The sequence below is a fragment of the Sinorhizobium sp. 7-81 genome (assembly GCF_030124405.1).
Lineage (GTDB): Bacteria > Pseudomonadota > Alphaproteobacteria > Rhizobiales > Rhizobiaceae > Sinorhizobium > Sinorhizobium psoraleae.
The window spans coordinates 1-18,826 of sequence record NZ_JASKLT010000027.1; the positions used below are offsets into that span (position 1 = coordinate 1).

General features: G+C 57.2%; 13 protein-coding genes and 2 pseudogenes. 2 read left to right on the forward strand and 13 right to left on the reverse strand.

Going from position 1 to position 18,826, the window contains the following annotated elements:
* Nucleotides 1–1,352 precede the first annotated feature (1,352 nt).
* A complete protein-coding gene (locus QN224_RS31830; RefSeq protein ID WP_283979922.1) occupies nucleotides 1,353–3,296 on the forward strand; it encodes an NAD(P)/FAD-dependent oxidoreductase in 1,944 nt (647 codons plus the stop codon).
* A gap of 1,103 nt (nucleotides 3,297–4,399) precedes the next feature.
* On the opposite strand, the gene QN224_RS31835 is transcribed toward QN224_RS31830, so the two are convergent.
* The 5 genes from QN224_RS31835 to QN224_RS31855 all read right to left on the reverse strand — a co-directional run bounded on the left by QN224_RS31835 (nucleotide 4,400) and on the right by QN224_RS31855 (nucleotide 10,043).
* Nucleotides 4,400–4,969: a glutamate acetyltransferase gene (locus tag QN224_RS31835; RefSeq protein WP_283979923.1), complete on the reverse strand. Its 570-nt coding sequence runs from the start codon at nucleotides 4,967–4,969 to the stop codon at nucleotides 4,400–4,402.
* Nucleotides 4,970–5,129: 160 nt separating this feature from the next.
* Nucleotides 5,130–6,008: a hypothetical protein gene (locus QN224_RS31840; RefSeq protein WP_283979924.1), complete on the reverse strand. Its 879-nt coding sequence runs from the start codon at nucleotides 6,006–6,008 to the stop codon at nucleotides 5,130–5,132.
* 123 nt (nucleotides 6,009–6,131) lie between these two features.
* Complete coding sequence (locus tag QN224_RS31845) at nucleotides 6,132–6,851, reverse strand: AraC family transcriptional regulator (protein WP_283979925.1); 720 nt, start codon at nucleotides 6,849–6,851, stop codon at nucleotides 6,132–6,134.
* Nucleotides 6,852–7,169: 318 nt separating this feature from the next.
* The gene (locus tag QN224_RS31850; protein ID WP_283979926.1) at nucleotides 7,170–8,174 is read right to left on the reverse strand and encodes a LysR family transcriptional regulator; all 1,005 of its coding nucleotides are present in this window, start codon (nucleotides 8,172–8,174) and stop codon (nucleotides 7,170–7,172) included.
* A gap of 459 nt (nucleotides 8,175–8,633) precedes the next feature.
* Nucleotides 8,634–10,043: a trehalose-6-phosphate synthase gene (locus QN224_RS31855; protein ID WP_283979927.1), complete on the reverse strand. Its 1,410-nt coding sequence runs from the start codon at nucleotides 10,041–10,043 to the stop codon at nucleotides 8,634–8,636.
* 522 nt (nucleotides 10,044–10,565) lie between these two features.
* On the opposite strand from QN224_RS31855, the gene QN224_RS31860 reads away from it, so the two are divergent.
* The gene (locus QN224_RS31860; protein ID WP_309486652.1) at nucleotides 10,566–11,402 is read left to right on the forward strand and encodes a winged helix-turn-helix domain-containing protein; all 837 of its coding nucleotides are present in this window, start codon (nucleotides 10,566–10,568) and stop codon (nucleotides 11,400–11,402) included.
* 621 nt (nucleotides 11,403–12,023) lie between these two features.
* Here QN224_RS31860 and QN224_RS33985 read toward each other — a convergent pair.
* The 8 genes and pseudogenes from QN224_RS33985 to QN224_RS31900 all read right to left on the reverse strand — a co-directional run bounded on the left by QN224_RS33985 (nucleotide 12,024) and on the right by QN224_RS31900 (nucleotide 17,976).
* Nucleotides 12,024–12,482, reverse strand: coding sequence for a hypothetical protein (locus QN224_RS33985; protein ID WP_309486653.1), 459 nt, complete (start codon nucleotides 12,480–12,482; stop codon nucleotides 12,024–12,026).
* 157 nt (nucleotides 12,483–12,639) lie between these two features.
* Nucleotides 12,640–12,898: pseudogene (locus QN224_RS31870) on the reverse strand (ISNCY family transposase); the annotation flags it as partial.
* A gap of 219 nt (nucleotides 12,899–13,117) precedes the next feature.
* Nucleotides 13,118–13,600, reverse strand: coding sequence for an NUDIX hydrolase (locus QN224_RS31875; protein WP_283979929.1), 483 nt, complete (start codon nucleotides 13,598–13,600; stop codon nucleotides 13,118–13,120).
* Between the two features lie 807 nt (nucleotides 13,601–14,407).
* Nucleotides 14,408–14,572, reverse strand: a complete 165-nt coding sequence (locus QN224_RS31880; protein WP_283979930.1) for a hypothetical protein — start codon at nucleotides 14,570–14,572, stop codon at nucleotides 14,408–14,410.
* A gap of 142 nt (nucleotides 14,573–14,714) precedes the next feature.
* Nucleotides 14,715–14,834 (reverse strand): annotated as a pseudogene (gene tnpB, locus QN224_RS31885) (IS66 family insertion sequence element accessory protein TnpB); the annotation flags it as partial.
* Nucleotides 14,831–15,301, reverse strand: a complete 471-nt coding sequence (locus tag QN224_RS31890) for a transposase (RefSeq protein ID WP_283979931.1) — start codon at nucleotides 15,299–15,301, stop codon at nucleotides 14,831–14,833. The pseudogene tnpB and the gene QN224_RS31890, both read right to left, overlap by 4 nt.
* Before the next feature lie 463 nt (nucleotides 15,302–15,764).
* Nucleotides 15,765–16,817, reverse strand: coding sequence for a hypothetical protein (locus QN224_RS31895; protein WP_283979932.1), 1,053 nt, complete (start codon nucleotides 16,815–16,817; stop codon nucleotides 15,765–15,767).
* A 31-nt stretch (nucleotides 16,818–16,848) separates the two neighbouring features.
* Complete coding sequence (locus QN224_RS31900; RefSeq protein WP_283979933.1) at nucleotides 16,849–17,976, reverse strand: glycerophosphodiester phosphodiesterase family protein; 1,128 nt, start codon at nucleotides 17,974–17,976, stop codon at nucleotides 16,849–16,851.
* Between the last annotated feature and the right edge of the window lie 850 nt (nucleotides 17,977–18,826).

Sequence of the window (18,826 nt, forward strand, 5' to 3'; positions counted from 1 at the left end):
ACACCGTTGGCGACATCGTCAAGCTCTTCGAGCCGCAAGAGTGTGCGAACTACTTCGCAGCAGCAGGATATGACCCGGATTAAAGTGGACGTGCTCTAGTTGTGCGAGCTCCTTTCAGCAGGGGAATTCGCGGGTGTGAGCTGGACAGCGATGAAGCAGCTTCTTTTCGCCCGCATCACGAAGGAAAACGACCACGCTCTGCGTCAGCGGCAGTGTCACGTGTCAGCCGGACGGTTCCGCCACCGCTGCCAGAACCTGAAACATGCCTCGAGCGCTTCCCCACAGGCGAGGTGCCGGTCAGGCAGCGTCATTGGGCGGCTCTGCACGATTTTGAAGTTCCGTCCACTGTCCGTCGCAGGTCAACCCAATAGACCGTCGCAATCGTGCGCTCTCGCACCTTGAACCATTCATGACAGCTTTTCTCATCCAGCTTCCCCAACACGATGTTCGGCCAAGGCGCTCGCATCATCGTCGCTGTCAATTCCGGCAGCGCTATTCATGCAGGCGGTTATGACCATTGTCAGTGCCTTTGAGCGGTAGCCGACAATTCTGTCGGCTTTGCCGATTTACTTACAGGGGCCTTGCCGGCGTCGCCAGGTGCTCGGAACCCCCAAAACTAGATTTTCGCGCAGGCCTGTCTCGCTTTTCTGTCCATTCACTCCAAGCGGCCGACGGTGAGTATGCCGGCAGCGCCGAAAATCCTGGTTCGTTGACGGTGGAGACGCTCGCCGGCCGCGCCGGCGTCGTCGAATACGAGTGCCGTTGCGCGGGGATGCGTCAGGCGTGCGCCACGTTAATGCCGCTTGAGCCTCGTTCGATGTCGGACAATGGACATGCAAGACGGCCGCTATGCCGTTGTATTAGAAAGAGAGTTTCCTTTGGCACACATATTGCTTCGAGGCATTCGCAGACGCGTCACGGACCGACTTATCTCGCAAAGGTATCGAAATGCTAGCACAATGGTTTCTGCCGGGCCCTACTTCCGATCGTCAGGGAGCGGATCGTTTCAGATGCAGAAGTAACTGGCCGGTCGAGCCGAGGCCGCACCGGCGCATTTTCCGCTGCTGTGCCCCCGCCACCGGCATGAGGGGTCGAGCAAACCCGCCCGCCGTCACGACCGTCGACTCTTTTCATAAGCGGGTTTCGCGCGCAGCAATCTTGCCGTGGCCGTGGGAGGAGTGATCGATGCCGACGCGCTCAAGCGTGATTTGGATCAGATATTCGGCAAGTCTCTTGCCGAATCTTCCCTAATGCCAATGCGGAAACCACGCCGAAGCCGGGCAGGAAAACTTGCATTGAATGTCGCGTCTGGCGGGGTGATCCGGATTCAAGCAACAGTAGGAACCTAAATCATGGCTCACTCTGCCGACCTCGACCTGTTCCGCCAACGAATTGCCGAGGCGCTCCCTTCAGCCAATATTCCAACCCTACTGCTCCTTCTGTATCAGTTCACAGGACAGGAGTACTGGCTCAACCCGCCGTTTGTCCCCGTGAAGAGTGGCTGGGGCGACAACGATTCCGGAGGCCTGGCGGCCGAATTGCAGACGGAGATCCGCGACGCAGCACTGGCCGCCTTCATCGCTTGGCGCCACGGCGCACACGTCGTCAAGCAGGACCTGTCGGCAGAAGAGTTGATCCGCATGCTGACCGTGTCGGAGGCCGAGCCTATTCCGCCGGAATACGCTGACATGATGATCCATAAGCTGCAGAGGTATTCAGGCGCCATTCCGGATCCGGTGTCCTTGCCAGAGGGGTTTCGTGTGCTCGTCATCGGGGCGGGCATGTCCGGTGTTGCAGCCGCGATTCGGTTACGACAATTGGGCATCTCTTACATCCAAATCGAAAAGCAAGACAGCACCGGCGGGGTCTGGCACTCACATCACTATCCTGGCTGCGGAGTGGACACGCCCGGACATCTCTACTCCTACACTTTTGCAAGTGGCGACTGGAGCAAGTTCTTCCCGTTGCAGAAGGAAATCGACGACTACTTCAACCGTGTTGCCCGCGACTTTGAGATCGAGAGCTCCATCCGCTACGGCATCGAGTGCCTGGTCACCCGCTATGACGAAGAGAGCCGGACTTGGCACTCCCGGTTACGCCTGCCCAACGGTACGGAAGAAACCCTCGTGACCAATGTGGTCATCTCGGCCGTGGGTGGCTTCACCACGCCGAAATGGCCCATCATTTCGGGCCTGCGCGACTTCGACGGCCCGGTGGTACACACCTCGGAATGGGATCCAGAAGTCGCGCTCGACGGCAAACGCGTGGCCGTGATTGGAAATGGGGCCTCGGCAATGCAGGTTGTTCCCGCCATCGCAGATCGGGTGGGTGCGTTGACAATCTTCCAGCGTTCACGCCAATGGGCGGCGCCCTTCCCGAAATTTCAAATGCCGGTCCCGGAACCGGTGCAGTTCTTACTCCGCGAGGTGCCACACTACGAATGGCTGTACAGGCTAAGGCTGAGTTGGATTTTCGACAGTGAAGTGCACGAGGCCCTGCAGAAGGACCCGGCCTGGCCGCATCCGGACCGTTCCGTGAATGCGGTAAACGACGGCGACCGCGAGACTTACACACGATACATCGAGAAACAGCTGGCGGGGCGCCCTGACCTCATGACCAAGGTCATCCCGCCGTACCCGCCATTCGGCAAGCGGATGCTCCTAGACAACGGCTGGTACAAGACCCTACTGAAGACGCATGTTACGCTGGTAGACGCCGCTGCTGCGCGTGTTGAGGGGAGATCAATCCAAGCGATAAATGGCGAAACGCATGAGGCAGATGTTCTCATCGTCGCCTCGGGCTACGATACCACACGCTATCTACTTCCGATTCAGGTGATCGGACGCAACGGTCGGACAGTACGTGAGGTCTGGAACGATGATGACTGTCAGGCTTATCTTGGCACTGTTGTAGCGGGATTCCCGAACTTCTTCATGCTCTATGGCCCCAATACGGCGCTCGGCCATCGCGGCAGCTTTATCTTCACGATTGAAAGCCAAATCGACTACGTGCTGAGTGTTCTGCGCCAGATGGGCGAGAAGAAGCTTGTTGAGGTGGAATGCCGGCAAGATGTATATCAACGTTACAACCGGACAATCCAAACAATGCATCAGCAGATGATCTGGAGCCATCCCGGCATGTCCACCTTTTTCCGTAACGACCGTGGGCGAATCGTAACGAACAGCCCTTGGCGCCTGATCGATTACTGGAAGTTGTTGAAGGAGGCGGATCTCGGTGACTACCGTACCATTTCGCAGGTTGGTTCCCGATCAAAGGCTTCGGTTGAAGCGGTTTGACAGGGCGGTCAACGACCCGCTCACGACCACGACCTCGACCTCTCGAGGATCTGGTCAGTATACGAGCCAGGAAGAGCCAGCATCGCGGGGCAATAGGTGACAAGATGGCTATTAGAGGCATGGCCCGCAAATTGGCCCGAAATCGAACGCGCAGCCTGATCGTCGGTATTGAGGGTGAGGAAATTCAGTCCTTCGGCAAAGCGCGGTGGGTTCGATGAACATCGCCCAAAACCATAAGCGTAAGGAAGGTCCGCGGCTTGGTAGTACAGTTGCTGAATCCTGCTCCAAGCGAAGATGTTGTAGAGGCCGATCCTGCCTTTATACGGCACACTGCCCTACGTAATCGCTATTCCCATCAGCCGAACCTGAGAAGTCATTTCCATTGCGAAAAATCGTGAATAAGATCGCCATAACATAACTCCCTCACGAGTGCTTGCGAGCGTCAGCCGCGCTTGCTCGGACAGGGCGTGCCGCGGCCGCGAGCTTGGGGTGGACTCATCAGGAAGGTGCTGCTTCACGTTTGAGGGTGCTGCAGGATCGTGTCGTTGTTGACCGGAAGATGCTTCGTCAGACCTCTGCCGGTGCCGGTAGACGCGAGGCCTATTCAGGAGTTTGGCATGGTGGAAAGCTCCTCTTCCGGGGTGAGGCGCGGGCAACATCCGCATGATTTCGGCCTTTCGGGCGAATTTATGGGTGCCGCCTCACCATCTCGGCGGTCGAGAGCCCAGCGTCGCTGCACGCAAGTGACGCTTCACCGCAGAACTGGCCTCTCATGCCGTTTTGCAGCGTCACCCAGAGCGAAGTACTCCATAGCACGTCTCTCATTTTCGGACCTCCTCAAAGGTCGTATTGAGAACCGCCAACCCTCCTGTTCGCTCCCAACACTACACGGGTTCTTTGCCCTTGGTCACCATCCGTCGACCGCGTAAGATGTTGCCCATCCGGCAGGTTTACCCCAGGCGACTGCGGAAGGTGTCTCCGCCAATTCGCCTCCGTGAGGAGACCAGGCCTTGGCCATCCTCGTACAGGTTCGCATTGCGCATGACCAGGGATGACCACTGGTATGGTCCTCTCCACCTGCAATATAGGGCTGGGCACCCCGATCACGGCAAAACGCGCAGGTAGCACTGTGAGTCGCTCGGCGGGCCGAAACGGCCGAAAATCTGCACGATAGCGGATTGCGTTTGCTCGTCGGACAGATTTAGCGACGCCGACAGCAACGTCGCGGTGATGGCGCGACTGTCCGGCCTTCCACCTTCGACCACCGCAAGACAAGTCAAGAATAGGTGGATTTCCGCGGGGTCGGATTGATCCAGGATGAGGCAATTGAATGCGATCGGTTCCCCGTATTTCCTCAGGTAGCTACTAATTGGCTTCGCCAGGCCGCTGCCTTGGCGGTCGCCGACAGCATTTGCACAGATTGACGCAAGGGCATGGGGCAAATCAGTATCGGCAATCGTGCCGTTCAGCTTCCTTGAAGTCGAGGCGGTTTCCACCAGGTTCGGTATCATTTGCACGGCATTCTGCCACGTCCTAGCATCCAGATTGCGGTTTGGATCTTCGGATAGTTTCCGGATCAAGGCAGAGCAAATCCTCTCTGCTTCCAGCGGTTTGCTCTTCTGGGGGGCTATCACCACGAACAGGCCCGCAGCTGTTTTTGCGAATGGGTTCATGTTTGCTTCTTTTTGGAGACGGGACAAAAGTCCGCTGGCCGGGGGCGCGAGAGAGCGTGGCAGTCCGCAAAGGTTCGCCGGACTGCTCTGTTACATCCAATGACGCGGGGAAGGTTGGCCAACCCCATGCCGTTGGTTGCGCTGCTTTTCGACCAAAGGCTCACGATTGGACCGGCTTCAATTCTCCTTCCGGCGTCGAGCCGCCGTCGAAGAAGTTCCTCGCGTTCTTGAACTGCTTGGTGGAGTTTGCATTCACGAGCTTCCGGAAGTTTTCGTAGTCGGAGCCGTGTTTGCGGATCCGTCGAGTCTGAACCAGAGTGTTGACCTCGCTATAGTCGATGTCGACGTTGACGTATTGCGCCGAGGAGCAACAGGATTTCAGCTCAATGAAGTGCTCTTTGAACTCAATCTGACGCAGAACGATCGCTCCGTAATCATAATGTCCGCCTGCCCCATTATCGAGAAGGTAGCTCTGGTAGGTGCATGTCAGCGCTTTGTATTGCTGCGCCTTGCCGTTGGCCCTGAAGGTGAGGTCGCCCATCTTTGTGAGGAAGGACTGGAAATCCATCAGCAGCGATGCCCCGTCGGTAATGATCGCCGTGGCAAGCAAGGAGAGGAAAGTGGCCGAGACAGAAGTGCCGACAAGCCTGTTTGAATAACTCTTCAGTTTTTTCCCGCCAATCGAAACATCAGGGATGTTTGCAATAACGTCTGTCCAGGTGTTGATGTCCAGTTTTTGCGAATCAATGGCGGGATAATGGGTATGCATATAGTCGTGAATGAGTCCCCCTATCGCCAGGAGGTTGTCCCCATTCTCATTCATGACGCGACTGTACTTCGGGTCGTTAGGTTTCTGGCCGATGAGGTGAAACTGTATTGTCCCGTGATCGTTGGCGATCGTGTCGTCACTGGGGGGCGTGGCATCTGGTTGGGCCAAAACCAGGGGCTTGGCGTAGAAAAACGCCGCCGCCGCCTCGTAGTTCTTGAGCGAATAGCTCTGTTCACGCTCGTGAACATTCAATGCAAATGCGTTCGACATGATTATCCTCCTGTGGGAGACCTGAGCGTTGCTGTGGCAGCCGTGAGCTGCCTGGAGTGCGTACACCTAAGAGCGATATGATTTTTGCGCGCCTCCACTGCTGTATACCATTTCGCTCCGGTCCTAACCTTTGCGTCGGACAGACTTTTCTTTGCCGGCTACCATTTTGCGATAGCGTAGCGGCGAGAGGCCATGAAACGCCTTGAACGCTGTAGAGAAGTTGTTGCTGTTCTCGTAGCCTAAAGATGCGGCGACCGTGGCGACGCTTTCATGCCCGCTTCGCAAGCGCGCGGCAGCCAGGGTCATCCGATAGTGCCGTAACCAAGTCATAGGGCCACAGCCAAAGGATGCCTCGAACCGGTTGACGAGCGTTGTCTTGTTCGTCCCAACCGTGCGAGCCAATTTGCTGAGAGTGATCTGCTGGTCGATCCGCTGCGCCAGCAGAACGCATGAGTCCTGCACAAGCGCATCGGCTGAGAAGAATGGCGGGGCTGAACGCCGCGCGATCTCGGCGACGCAGGCGGTAAGTCTGCTTAGAACTTCCTCCTCGATTAGCGGCCAAAGCAGGTAATCGGAGTATCCGTTGGAGAAAACCGCCCTTCGGTCCAAGCTGCCTTCCGCAACCAAGGCTAGTTGCACTAGTTCGGATGAGAGACTCACGCGAGCATGCTTGTGTTCCTCCAGCTCGCGACAATCGACGATGACAATTTGCGGGGAGCGTTCTGGCCGCAACAAACGGTGATCAACCATATCGAGCTGCGGCAGAGAGCTCGCGATTTGAGCTAACGAAGTACCTGTCACCGGGTCCGAGCCGAGATACGCGGCCAGAATGGATGCATGCACCCCAGAGGCACCCTGGGGATATGGCTGACGGAAGGCTTGACACGCCGCACGGCGGTCGACAAGGGGAGACTTAGATTGTGTAGATGGTTGAGCGTGTGAATACGCTTTCGCTTGGCAGATTGCCGAAAATCCTTGCTTCAAATTCTCGCTCGAAATGGAACGCGTCGAGTTCGCTGTGTTGGCGCAGCGCAGCCAGCTTCGCCTTCCGGCGGAGAGGGGGATAACGAACTGTCTCCGAAATATCCTAAAGACAGCCAGATTTCGGATCGGATGACACTCATTGGCTGGACGGCGCATTAGCGGTTGCCCTTGCCCTTATTATGATGCTTGTGCCAGCTCTGTTCCCGCCGCGGCGGTAATCTCGTGGCGCAGCCGGCAATGGTCCGGGTCGCGATGGCAACGCTCGTGCCAGATCAGCACGACCTCGTAGGGAGTTAGCTCCACAGGCGGATCGACAATCGCGAGCGGCAGCAAGGGGGTGATCCTAGTCGCGACGCGGCGTGGTACAACCAGCACCAGATCGGTCGCCACGATCGCCAACGCGGCCGTGAGAACGTTAGAAACCAGGACCGGCTCGCGATCCTGGAGATCTAACTTGGCCAACTCGTCGTGCACCCGGCCGAAACCGTCCTTGGAATCCGAGGCAATCGCGGCGTGGCGCAAGGCCGCGAAGGTGTCGATCGTCCATTCCTGCCCCAGGGCTGGGTGGTCGTTGCGTAGCAGGCAAGCAAAGCGGTCGGTGTAGAGCCTCCGCCGAAAGTAGCCCTGTGGAGTCGCACCGATCTGCCCAACGGCCACATCGATGTCGCCTTCATCAAGCCGTCGGAGCGCGCCGGTGAGGCGCGAATCGGTTACTATGTTGAGATTAGGGGCGCGCTCGCGCAGAAGCGGTAGGAGAGGCGGCAGCAGCACCAGCGCTTGGTGATCAGACATTGCCATTCTTACCGTTGACCGCCACTCTCTCTGGGCAAAGCCGCGGTTCACCATCCTGCGAATTGAATCCAACACTGGCGGCAGCATTTGGGCCAGGCGTTCGGCATACGGCGTCGGAAGCATGCCGCCCGAGCCGCGAACCAATAGCTCGTCATTGAAAATGCCCCGCAGCCTGGTTAACGCTCTGCTTATCGACGGTTGGCTCAAGCCCAGGTCCCGGGCCGCATGCGTGACATTACGGTGCTCCAGCAGCGCCTCGAGAGCCAACAGCAGGTTCAGGTCAATCGACGTCAGCCTTTGCCGTTGCGGTGCGGTGCGAGGGCCAGCGACGATCAGTTGCGGCCGTTCCCACGCTTTTGAAGTGTTGCCATTGCAGGCGAGCTCATCCATAGGCCTTTCCTCGTGCCTTCCCAGGCAGTGTGCTCAGGTTAACGTCTTGGAGAATTGGCCTCTGCGGTGTAGAGGCCAAGCTCCTGAGCACATCAGCGGTTTCACCAGCCGGATCGACATCATTGAATCTGCGCGCTCCCGATAGGGAATGGTAGTCGCCTGCTCAACGCTCGTCCGGGCAGGCGACGAGGGCCTTCTTGCGGTTTCGGTGGGATGGCCACGCGCGCTCGGCAGTGTTGAAGGCGATCTCGTCGAGCCAGCGAGCGGACGGCTTTTGAGAATGATCGCCCCAACCAGGTTGATGATCTGGCGCAACCCATGAGTTCTCCGCCACGCACGCCTGCGCCCTCTATTTTCCTCGGCCCGGCCGTCGGAGGAAATGGTCTGCCGTGGCTTTTATCACGACACATTCGCCACCCTCCGCGAGTTCGGAATGCTGCCTGATTTACCTAATCGCCTTCAGCCTGCTACAGGCGAGGCAGGGTCCAACGACGCCGTCAAGCCTCGGGGCGGATCCAGGCTTGAGAGAAAGTCGTCGCACCAGCGATAGACATTGTGCTTGCGAAGCCTCTCCATCATCGCGGTCCAACGCGTAATCCGCTCATCTCGCGGCATGTCCAGCGCGGTTTCTATAGCACCCGCCACGTCCTCAGGGTCATAGGGATTAACGAGGATCGCTTCGCCCAACTCATTGGCGGCACCGGCAAAGCGCGAGAGCACGAGAACACCTGGGTCACGCGGGTCCTGCGCAGCGACATATTCCTTCGCCACCAGGTTCATGCCGTCGCGAAGTGGGGTCACGAGGCCAACGCGTGCCCTGCGGTAGAGGCGGGCCAGTTCCGGTTGCCCGAGCGACTGATTGATGTAGTGCACAGGCACCCAGCCGACGGTTCCGAGTTCCCCATCGACGCGCCCCACCAACTCGGCGACGTCCTTTTGCATCGCCTGATATGCCGGTATTTTTTCGCGGGATTTCGGGGTGATCTGCAGCAGCAAAGTCTTGCGTTTGCGATGCTTGTTGCTTCGCAGGAATCGATTAAAGGCGATGATGCGGTTCTCGATACCCTTCGAATAATCAAGGCGGTCGACGCCGATCACGATGTCATAACCGGCAAGCCTGCAATAGCTGTCCCGCAGATCCTCGTCGCGCTCGGCGAGGCTTGCGAACCCAGCCGCGTCGATGCTGATCGGAAAGACGCCGCAGCGAAATGCGTTGGCATAGGTTCGGCAGTGGTCTTCGTTGATGTCTCTCAACTCCTGGCGGCGCAGGCATTCGGAGAAGTTGCTGAGATCGTTCTTGGTATGAAAGCCGACGAGGTCATAAAACGAAAGACCGCGCAGCAGAGTATTATAGTTCGGCAGAGTGACGAGCATGTCCGCCGCCGGCCATGAAGTGTGCAGGAAAAAGCCGATCCGGTTTTTGTGGTGGCGTCGGCGCAGTTCTGCCGCAAGCGGGATCAGGTGATAGTCGTGCACCCATACGACGTCGTCCTCGCGCAGGAGCAGCTCCAGCTGATCTGCGAACAGCTTGTTGACGCGGTAATATGCGGTCTCTCGCGCCTCGGAATATTCAGCGAGGTCGGCACGGTCGTGGAAGATCGGCCAAAGAACCTGGTTGGAGAAGCCGTAGTAGTACTCATCCAGATCCTTTTGAGACAGATCGATCAGCGCGTACGTGATGCCGCCGACCTCCCGCCTCGTGAAGGCTGCCGGTTCTTCGTCAGCTTTCACCTTCCCCGACCAGCCCATCCAGAGACCGTGCCTACGCCGAAGCGCGGCACTCAGCGCAATGGCCATACCGCCCGCTGGCAGTGAGCCATGCTCATCGGGCAGCGAAACCCTGTTTGAGACAACGATCAATCTACTCATCGTCACCTCCTGTCCTAGCGATAACCAACCGAGCTCGGCTCCCCAATCGTTCAGCCGGCCAGGAGAGTTCATGCCGCGCGAGCAATGAAGCAGTTGGTGTGAGTATAGATTTTGACATATCGTCAAGTGGAAAAAGACGTGCTGGTTCTTGTAAAACATAGGTCATCATATCGACCTTTCATATTTAGGTTCCTATCATGCTACCAGTCAGGATGACTGATGGTAGCGTCAGTAAGTCTCGTGAAATACATAAGGATGTCAACGATAGCGAGGTTTCAAGTGAAACAAATCTGGGCGGACATTTGGAGCTGTGCGGAAAAGCACATACGGGGTGCGCAGATGCCAATGACGGCGCTAAAGGATCGGAGGAAAACGGTATTCCGGTGGGGAAGGGGGATCGTTCTCCCACAGTGTAGTCGTACCGGCCTGGGCAATACTCTGAGTTAAGTATCCGGAGAACGCGCGATCGATCAAAGACTAGCGGCCGGAGAATTCAGTTCCTGGTCCACAGCGGCACGCCGCGTGCATGAGACTATTTGTCTGCGCTATTCTGCTATGCGCCTGATGATGATTGTCCCACCTGCTGACTGTCCCTATTTGGGTGTCATGGCCAGGAAGCCAGGCCGCACTGCAGGAGTGAACATGAAGAACATTCTCGTTGTCAGTCAGGACCCTTCAATGAGAGAGCTGCTAGTGGACTTCTTGTCTAAGCATGAGTTTAGGATCAGAGCGGTCGAAAACTGTCAGCAGGCCGCCGGCAAGGTGGCTTCCGAAGCGATAGATCTAGCAATTATTGATCTCAGCCTCGGCCGAGAAGATGGTCTTCAACTCGTTCGGGAGTTTGGCGCCAAGAGCGATCTTCCGATCATCATCATCAGCGGCGATTACCTTGGTGAGGCTGACAAGGTAACCGGCCTCGAAACGGGGGCTCGAGACTACATCACCAAGCCCTTCGGCCTTCCGGAGTTCCTAGCCCGCTTGCGCGCCGCCTTACGCGAGCGGCCGGAGCGTGGACGAAACACGATCTTCCATTTCGATGACTGGCGAGTCAGCACGAAGCGCCGCCGCTTGCGCCGAGGGACGGATTCTGAAATCAGGCTCACTGCGGGCGAGTTCAACCTCCTGATGGCCTTTCTTAGAAATCCGGGCCGGGTGCTTTCGCGCGAGCAGCTTCTGATGGCGACGCGCGTCTATGATCAAGACGTCTATGACCGCAGCATCGATGTTCAAATCCTGCGCCTTCGCCGCAAGCTGGGGCAGGGCAGGAGCCTAAGCCCGCAATATATCCGCACCGAGCGGGGCGCGGGCTATGTTTTCGACAGCGTCGTGAACGTTGAGGAACTGAGGACACGCCACTGACAACGCACTTTCGCCGTTTTCGCCTTCAAGGCCACATCTCCCGTGCGCCGTCCGCTCCGGTAGATTTCCATCGCATCCTTTCGTCAGATGAACGGGAGCCTGTTCCAAACAGGTGTATCTAATGAGGACTTGCAGTTCGTTCTCCTTCCCAGCGAGGATCAGGATGCCCAACCTCCGGCGCTCCATTCGGCGGGCCGCTAAGCTCGCGACGCCGGGATGGGGCCGGCCCTTGATACCGCAAAGACGGTCATGGACACCGGCACGCGACCGTCATCGAAAAGACGCTTGTAGAGACAATGACCCTCAGTCCATGTTCAGGAGGGGCGATATTCGCCGGCCGCACATCATCGTGCCCCGCCGAACGGCATGTGAACATACCTGGATTGCAGTCCAGGTTTCAGTCGAGGTTGGAACCCTATGAAAACACCGTGGAAATTGCTTGTTCAATTGACGTCGTCGCGGCGGCAACCAGCGAAAGTGCAAGAGAATTCGAATGGGCATGACACTGAGCCCGAGGCTCTCGAAAGCGAATCGCAACACGCGTCGGCGCTTCCGTCTGCTGATACAGCGCAAGCTTCCAGCACACCTGATCACGATGCGGGGGTCCCGGTTGATCAAGCGTCAGTGCCATTCGAGGAGACGAAAGGCCAGCCCGATGTCGTGCAGGCAACGAGCCTGCCGTTTGATATTGAAAAGGCTCAAACCCCTGCGCCCGGGGAAGCCCAACGTTCGGGTGTCGCGGATGAATTGGTGTCGAAAGGCGAGACAAGCACAAAGTCCCAAAGAAAACCGCCGATCAAGCGTCGAGAACCTGCTAAGAGAGGCCGCGCCCGCCTCGTTGCGCAGGGCGCCGCCGCCACAAATGAAGCTCAAAGTGTACACTCGTCTTCCGAGGATACTTTCTTCAATGACGTAAAAATCCTCGACGAAGAGATTAAAGAACTGCGACGACTGCTTGCTCCCAAGCTTCACCGGCAGAACCTCCAGCTTAAAAAGATGCTTGAGCGTTTCGACGTTTCGTAATGCCGTCCGGAAAACGCCGGTCGTCGGCGAAGCCTTGTCCTTGACAAAAATGAGCACGATGGCCCGCTCCTTCCGGACTTGGGGGCTTGCGGTTTCATTCAGCTGATGGGGTTGCGTTTCCCAGTCATCGCAATCGTTATGATCACCGACGTTTCTCGCACCGGGCGGACAGGGAGTGCGATGGCTTCACTAGGCCGGTGTCACCTCGTCCTCCCTCGAGCAGGATCCGCTTGAGCTCGTAGGAGAACGTCAACTGAGCGCCGCGTAAACGCTGTTCACGCTTGCAGAAAATCTCGTTGAGTAGGCCGGCACAAGGCTCAGCGGCCGATGCAGGTTCTGCGGTCGGGCAGGGCTGCGGGCAAAATGCGCATCATGACGTTCGATAAAGCCGGGCAGGAAGGCGTTGCCGCCTCTAGTGAAAGCGCGCGGCTGAACTGGCACATGCCCTGGCCATCCTTGGCATCCTTCTTCGCCTCCAAATAGTTTAAACGCGCTTTCCGACCACGCGAAGTGGGCAATTGGAAGCCCGTGACGACCGTCTTGCTGCGGTAGGCGACTGTCGGCCACAGCAGTACAGATCGGCACAATGGAGCTGTGCCAATCAGAGCGGCGGCTTCAAGATAGAGAAGGATCGCCCCCGCCGCTTACTCTATTTGCCATTCCCGGCAGCAGAACCATGGGGGCCTTGATCTCTAACGTCGGAGGCCGCATTTGTTGTTCAACTCAGCCCGTCTGAAAAGTCCTTGTAGTTCTGTTTCAACAACGAGGTCCGCGGCCTCCAGTGGCGAAACCCACCGCCTGGTCCGCTGCCCTTTCTCTCGAAAGTCATCAACTTCGTCCTTGAACTCCATCAGGAACACAGAAACCATATGGGGCGGCCTCTTGCTATCCTTAATGTAAGTATAGGAGCCGATCGGCTTCTTGCCGATTTTTCCAGTGACGCCGGCTTCCTCCAAAGCTTCACGTTTGGCGCATTTGTGCGGTTGTTCGTTTCGCTCTAAGTAACCTTTTGGAATAATCCACCTGCCTGTGCCGCGACTGGTAAGAAGCAACACTTCGGGTTCGTTTCCCTCGTTGATCCGAAGGCAGATCGTCCCGCACTGCGAGATCTGTCGATACTCCACCAGCTTGGGCGCTTTATTGATAAGCTTGGAGAGATAATCGGTAGTTGACACTGGACTCACCTCCAAGCGGCGCCGTCTTCCATTTCAACATTCGCGATTCCCGTCATCCGAATGCCGCTCGACCATTTCCGCCGCTCCTCAATGACTTCAAAGCTCATGCCAACTCGGCTGGGCTCCTGGAATGCGTGACTCGCCGAGACTTATCAGTCGTTTAGCCGTGAGCAGAACTGGAAACTGGAGAATTGGGTTATGTCGCGGGTTCGACAAAAACGACAACAAGGTTCGCGACTTTGGACGTCAATTTTCCGTCCCTTTCACTGCCGTTATAAGTGTGCTGCTTTCTCGCTTTGGGGATCGCTTTGGGGACATGGCAGCTGGTGCTTTCGGCGTCGGGTAGGTCAACTTCCCTCAAGAGAAGCAAGGTCGTTGATGCTGTCCGCCTACCCAAGCGGCATTGGAGCCGCCGATGCTGAGGGTTGGCAAAATCGTCTGTGAATTAGCCGGGACTCCTCTCAGCCCAGCTCAATATCCCCTGCTGGAAACGGAGACGCCGCAGAACTTGTTGCTGCCGGCACAACTTCGCCTGCTTGAGAGGCGGGCGAGCGGCATCATGGTCACACGTCAACCTGGGAGCCTCCCGTAAAAAAAGGCAATGCCGACGGCACATGATCGTCAAGGCATGCATGTGCTGACTTGTCACTGCATTCCAGAGCAACGCTTCTGGGGCGGAGGACGGCCCTTTCGACCGTCCAGTAATGCCAAAAGTATAGCTTACCATAAGTTGCGGGCCCACCGCCTTTTAGCCAGTTTGCCTTGACACTGTGGTCCGATGCCGATCCATCAAGATGTCATCGACAGCTATTTGGGCGCGTTTACGGTAATCCGGCTCAGGTAAATCTTGGCGGACGCTCGCTTATAACCGAGCGTGAAAAAATGCTCCGCGAGGCGATCCATCTCGCCACCAAGCGCACCACTATGCAGGCGCTTGAGCACCCCACGATACGAGAAATAGAACTCGAGCATGTTGTCCCTCCGAATAGCGGCGCGGGGGGATCCCGCACCCATCCCAAGAGGCACGAAATATTATGTGGCGGAGAATTCCAGATTAGACGGGCCTCGGCTGGCGCCGGGACGGATCCGCCACATAATCTCGCCCGGCACATAAAAACGGATCGGCCGCAAGCGCGGACGCCACCAAGGCCACAAGCCCATTCATGCCGCGCCGGAAGTCGACCGGCTGCGTCGCCACCATGATCTTCACGCCATTCGGCGAAAATCCGATCACCGGCGTCCTCGCAACGCCGCCACCATCGCTTCCGCCAACTCGGGCGCCACCGAGCCGATCACGGTCATGCGCGCGCCGGCAATCTCGATCTCAATACGACCCGCGGCATGGTGGGCGACATCCGACGGCGCGCTCTCGGAAGACATTCTATTGCCAACCACCGTCACCGGCACGAACATCGCCTGATGCGCGCGGGCTTTCGCGGATCGGTGAGAGGTCAGTCCGGCTTCGCGACGCCAGACGTTCAGCAGACCGCGATTGACGCCCCAGCGCCGGGCAATCGCCGAGATATTCACGTCGGGCGCTGCGCTTTCCGCAAGGATCCGCGCCTTCTCCTCGTCAGTCCAATTCCGCCGCTGGCGCCGACCGGTGATCACCTCGATCCGACGATACCTTCCCTCATGCCTGACTTCATCCATGGCTTCATCCATGACTTCAAGCATGGCATCAGCGCGATCTCCAACCATCCCGTTCCACTCCCGTCGATGAAGGAGCTTATCTCGCGGCCTCAATCACAAAAGGAAAGGTGGGATGTTCGTCGCGCTCACTGATCATCGCCAGTCAGCCCTGCGGTGAATGGAACAGGGTCTTCCAACTCGCCGCGGTACTGATACGCCGCGCATTGGCTGCAGTATCGGCTCTGGCACATGCACAGCGAGTGGCTCCGGTTCTAGTTCCAGAACTAGGCGCAGACATAGAAGCTCACTTCGGCTCACAACATGCGCTACCGATATCCGACCGCTAACCTCCTACGCCAGACGGGGTCTCCTTGCCGCTTACGGACATGCTGCTGGTGATCGCTGAACGTAGGAATTGGCCCTGAGGGCACTCCTGCTGTATTTCCTGTCCGCGCGTCCGAGATTTTCGCTAGTGCGCCCGCGCCAACCCACATCGATATGGCCCAATTTGTCTGTAACCGTCGTTCGCTCGCTACCATCTAGTGAGTGAGGTCATGTTCGGCGGCGGATTGCCAGGACTAGCTGTACCGCAGGGAGTACTAATTTGGCCGGAAAGATACTGGCCGCTGTTGCAGGGCAGCATGTTCTCGTCGAGAAAATCACTTCCCCTTAGAGAGTTCTGGTAAGCTATAACTTCTTTCATCGACAGCGGCGCGGAAAATATCGTTGCTCCCTCAAAGCCGGGCAATGCCTGTATCGGCTCGATGGTCGGCGGGGTCTGTCCGGGCGCGCCGGCAGCGCCAATAAGCCACGGCCCGACCGTTCCGAAAGTGACGGAGTTCGGCCGGTCAGTCGGTGTGCCGGCGTCGAAAGGAAAATGTGGAAAGCCACTGTCAAGCACGGCCTCATCCCACTGATAAGCGGTAAACGCCAGAAAATAGGTATACGGCGCGAAACGGTCGATCCGAACTTTGCCGTCTGGTGTGAAGGTAAAGTAAATCCACTCGGTTCCAGAGAAGTCGCCTGTTGGTCCCAAGAGATTCATGTCCCACGGCTTCTGCCAATAAGCGGTTCGCGCCATCCTGCCTTCAAGGAAGCTTTTGGCAACAGACCACTTTTGCCCACTTGAACTGGGCTTGGCCCCCAAAGCAAATGATAAGTATGCGTCGTTGGAATTGGAACTCAATAGGGATAGGGCGCTACCGCCATTGGGAGTGGTATTGTCACGGGTCTTTTCGACCAAGAGGATTGTAAAACCCGTGGCCGGGCTGATCGAAGCGATCTCGCGTGTTTCGATTGATGAGCCTGGTGGAAAATTAAATGAAGTCTTGTTGGTGTAAAAGTCAAATACCTGCTTTGTATTATCGGGCACCGGATAATCGGCCTCTGCCGCAGAGTCGTGTATATACAGCTTTGGGTAGTCACCAAAAACAGGCACGACCTTGGGGGTGAGGGTCTGAGACACCTTTGCCGACGCGCTTTTAAGGCAGTCAGCCTGATCCGCGCATGGAGCAGCGTGGCTTGCGCCAGCAACAAGACATGCCATTATAAGGAATGATAGAGAGAATATCTTTCCAGTGTTCATTTGAAGATCCTCGTTGAAGCGCGGTCTTGCATTAGCGGCTCAGTTCGCTGGTGTTGCGGCGCCCGAACTCGCGCAGCATATCTCCAACCACGTCGGGCCAGTCAGTGGTGATCAGATTGGTGCGATTGACGACCGCCATTTCCGGATCTCCGCGATAGTCCGGAACGATGCCTCCTGGAGCGGTCGATGTGGGATCGGTGTTGTGCCCGAAGCAGCATTTTCCAGCGCTATTGGCGACACCCTCGGGATAGTAGTTACTTTCATGATAGGTGGCGAAGCCCTGTTTTTGATCGGCATAGTCGAAATATGCTTGAAGACCGTCACCTTTGTAGAATTGGTTCATTTCAAACTGAACGGGGAACGGCGCCACATTCCACTGATCATAGACTGTATCCTGGTGAGGATCATAGCTGGAATCCTTCACGTTATCGTCGTCCGGGTTTTCAACTATGATCAACCCACCAATCAAATCGGGATTGTAGGTGGTGCGGTTCAGAAACGTGCCAATATCAACCGCATCCTTGGCTTTCAGCTTGAATACCACAGCCTTGCTGAGCTGCGAATTTTTCTTGGCCGCGAGGATGTCAAGGCAACGTTGCGTGAGTTCGATCGGATCAGTGGGATCCTGATCGTCCACCGCCGCTTTCACGTCGACGATCATCACATAGCCATGCCCATCATCGGTGATATACTGAGCTAGCAGATCAAGCGCTGCAGAGAACGTTAGGAACTTCGCAACGCGCCCTTGCGGGTCCTTAAAGACGCGCCCATGACGGTCGCGTAGATTAGCGCCCTGTACTTGCGAATAGTTTTGATTGTACAGCAGGCCGCTTCCGGTGGATTCCCGCTCGATCCTGTAGTCGTGTGATAGAATGATTTCTTTGTCCGCTGTAGAGCGCGCATCGACTTCCACGGCCTCGATCTGTGAATTCCAGGCATCTTGCAAGGCGTATGCTGAATTCTCGGGATAGACCTCCCAAGATCCGCGATGCGCCGACACTAGAATCAAGTCCGAGTCGGATTTTGGCAATCTAAACATGTTCCTTGTGATGGCGCTGACGAGATAGGGTGAAGGTTTCACCGGAAGCAGGGTCTCTGCCCCGGCATGGGATGAGAAACACATGGCAAAAATTGAAGTGGAAATAAGTGACGTACGCATCTCTAATCCTTCCGGCAAAACGGTCTGCGAGCCGGTCGGAGATTCGCCACTGCCGTCCGCTCGTAAACAAACTCACCGACGCAAGTTGCGTGCCGGATTCGCGCACCGTATGCTCTGCGCCAATTCTCGGTGCCGGCGGCCGGATCCTGCGGATCCTTTTGTCGGGCTTCCAACATTTTTGTCCGGCCCCGGAGAAAGAGGTTTGGCGGAGACATTAGGCCTTGTCCCCGGCGAGCGATCGGCCGGAAGACAGCAAAGGGATTGGCATTACCAGAGCGGTCAATGGACGCCCGGGCATTAATGTCGACCGTGCCTGGAGGTATCGGCATTCGCCGCGGATCGGCAAGATATCGCCATGAGGTATCATCGGTTCGCGAGATTGCTTAGAAGGCGCAGACCCGCCTGTGGATCGAATGTCGAGCGCCCGCGGAAAGAAGTCGACGGTCGCGTGCACAGTGGTGGCGCGGGAACTCGCCGGCTGCATGTGGGCGATTGCAATGGGAATGTCCGTTCACCGCTTTGTGGTCGGCACGACCGACGCTCGCAGTAAGACAGGAACAGCCCGGACGCATAATCGGGAATGCTGTAGCCGACCCGCGTATCAGAGCTTAATCATCGACGTCATATCAGTTCTGCTTCCACCAATGCGCGAGCTATCCTTGTGGCGGTTCTGCCGAACGGGCGACTCGGCGCGCGTTGAAACGGACATCAGAGCGGGCAGTTAACGATCGTTGACCACGGTGAGCGGGTTTCCGGGAACGCCGTGCGGGCGATCGAAGCTCGAGGGCCCCGAGCGCGTCTCTCGGCCGCTACGTCAGGAGCGCCTACCAACGGGAAAGTCAAGACGTCC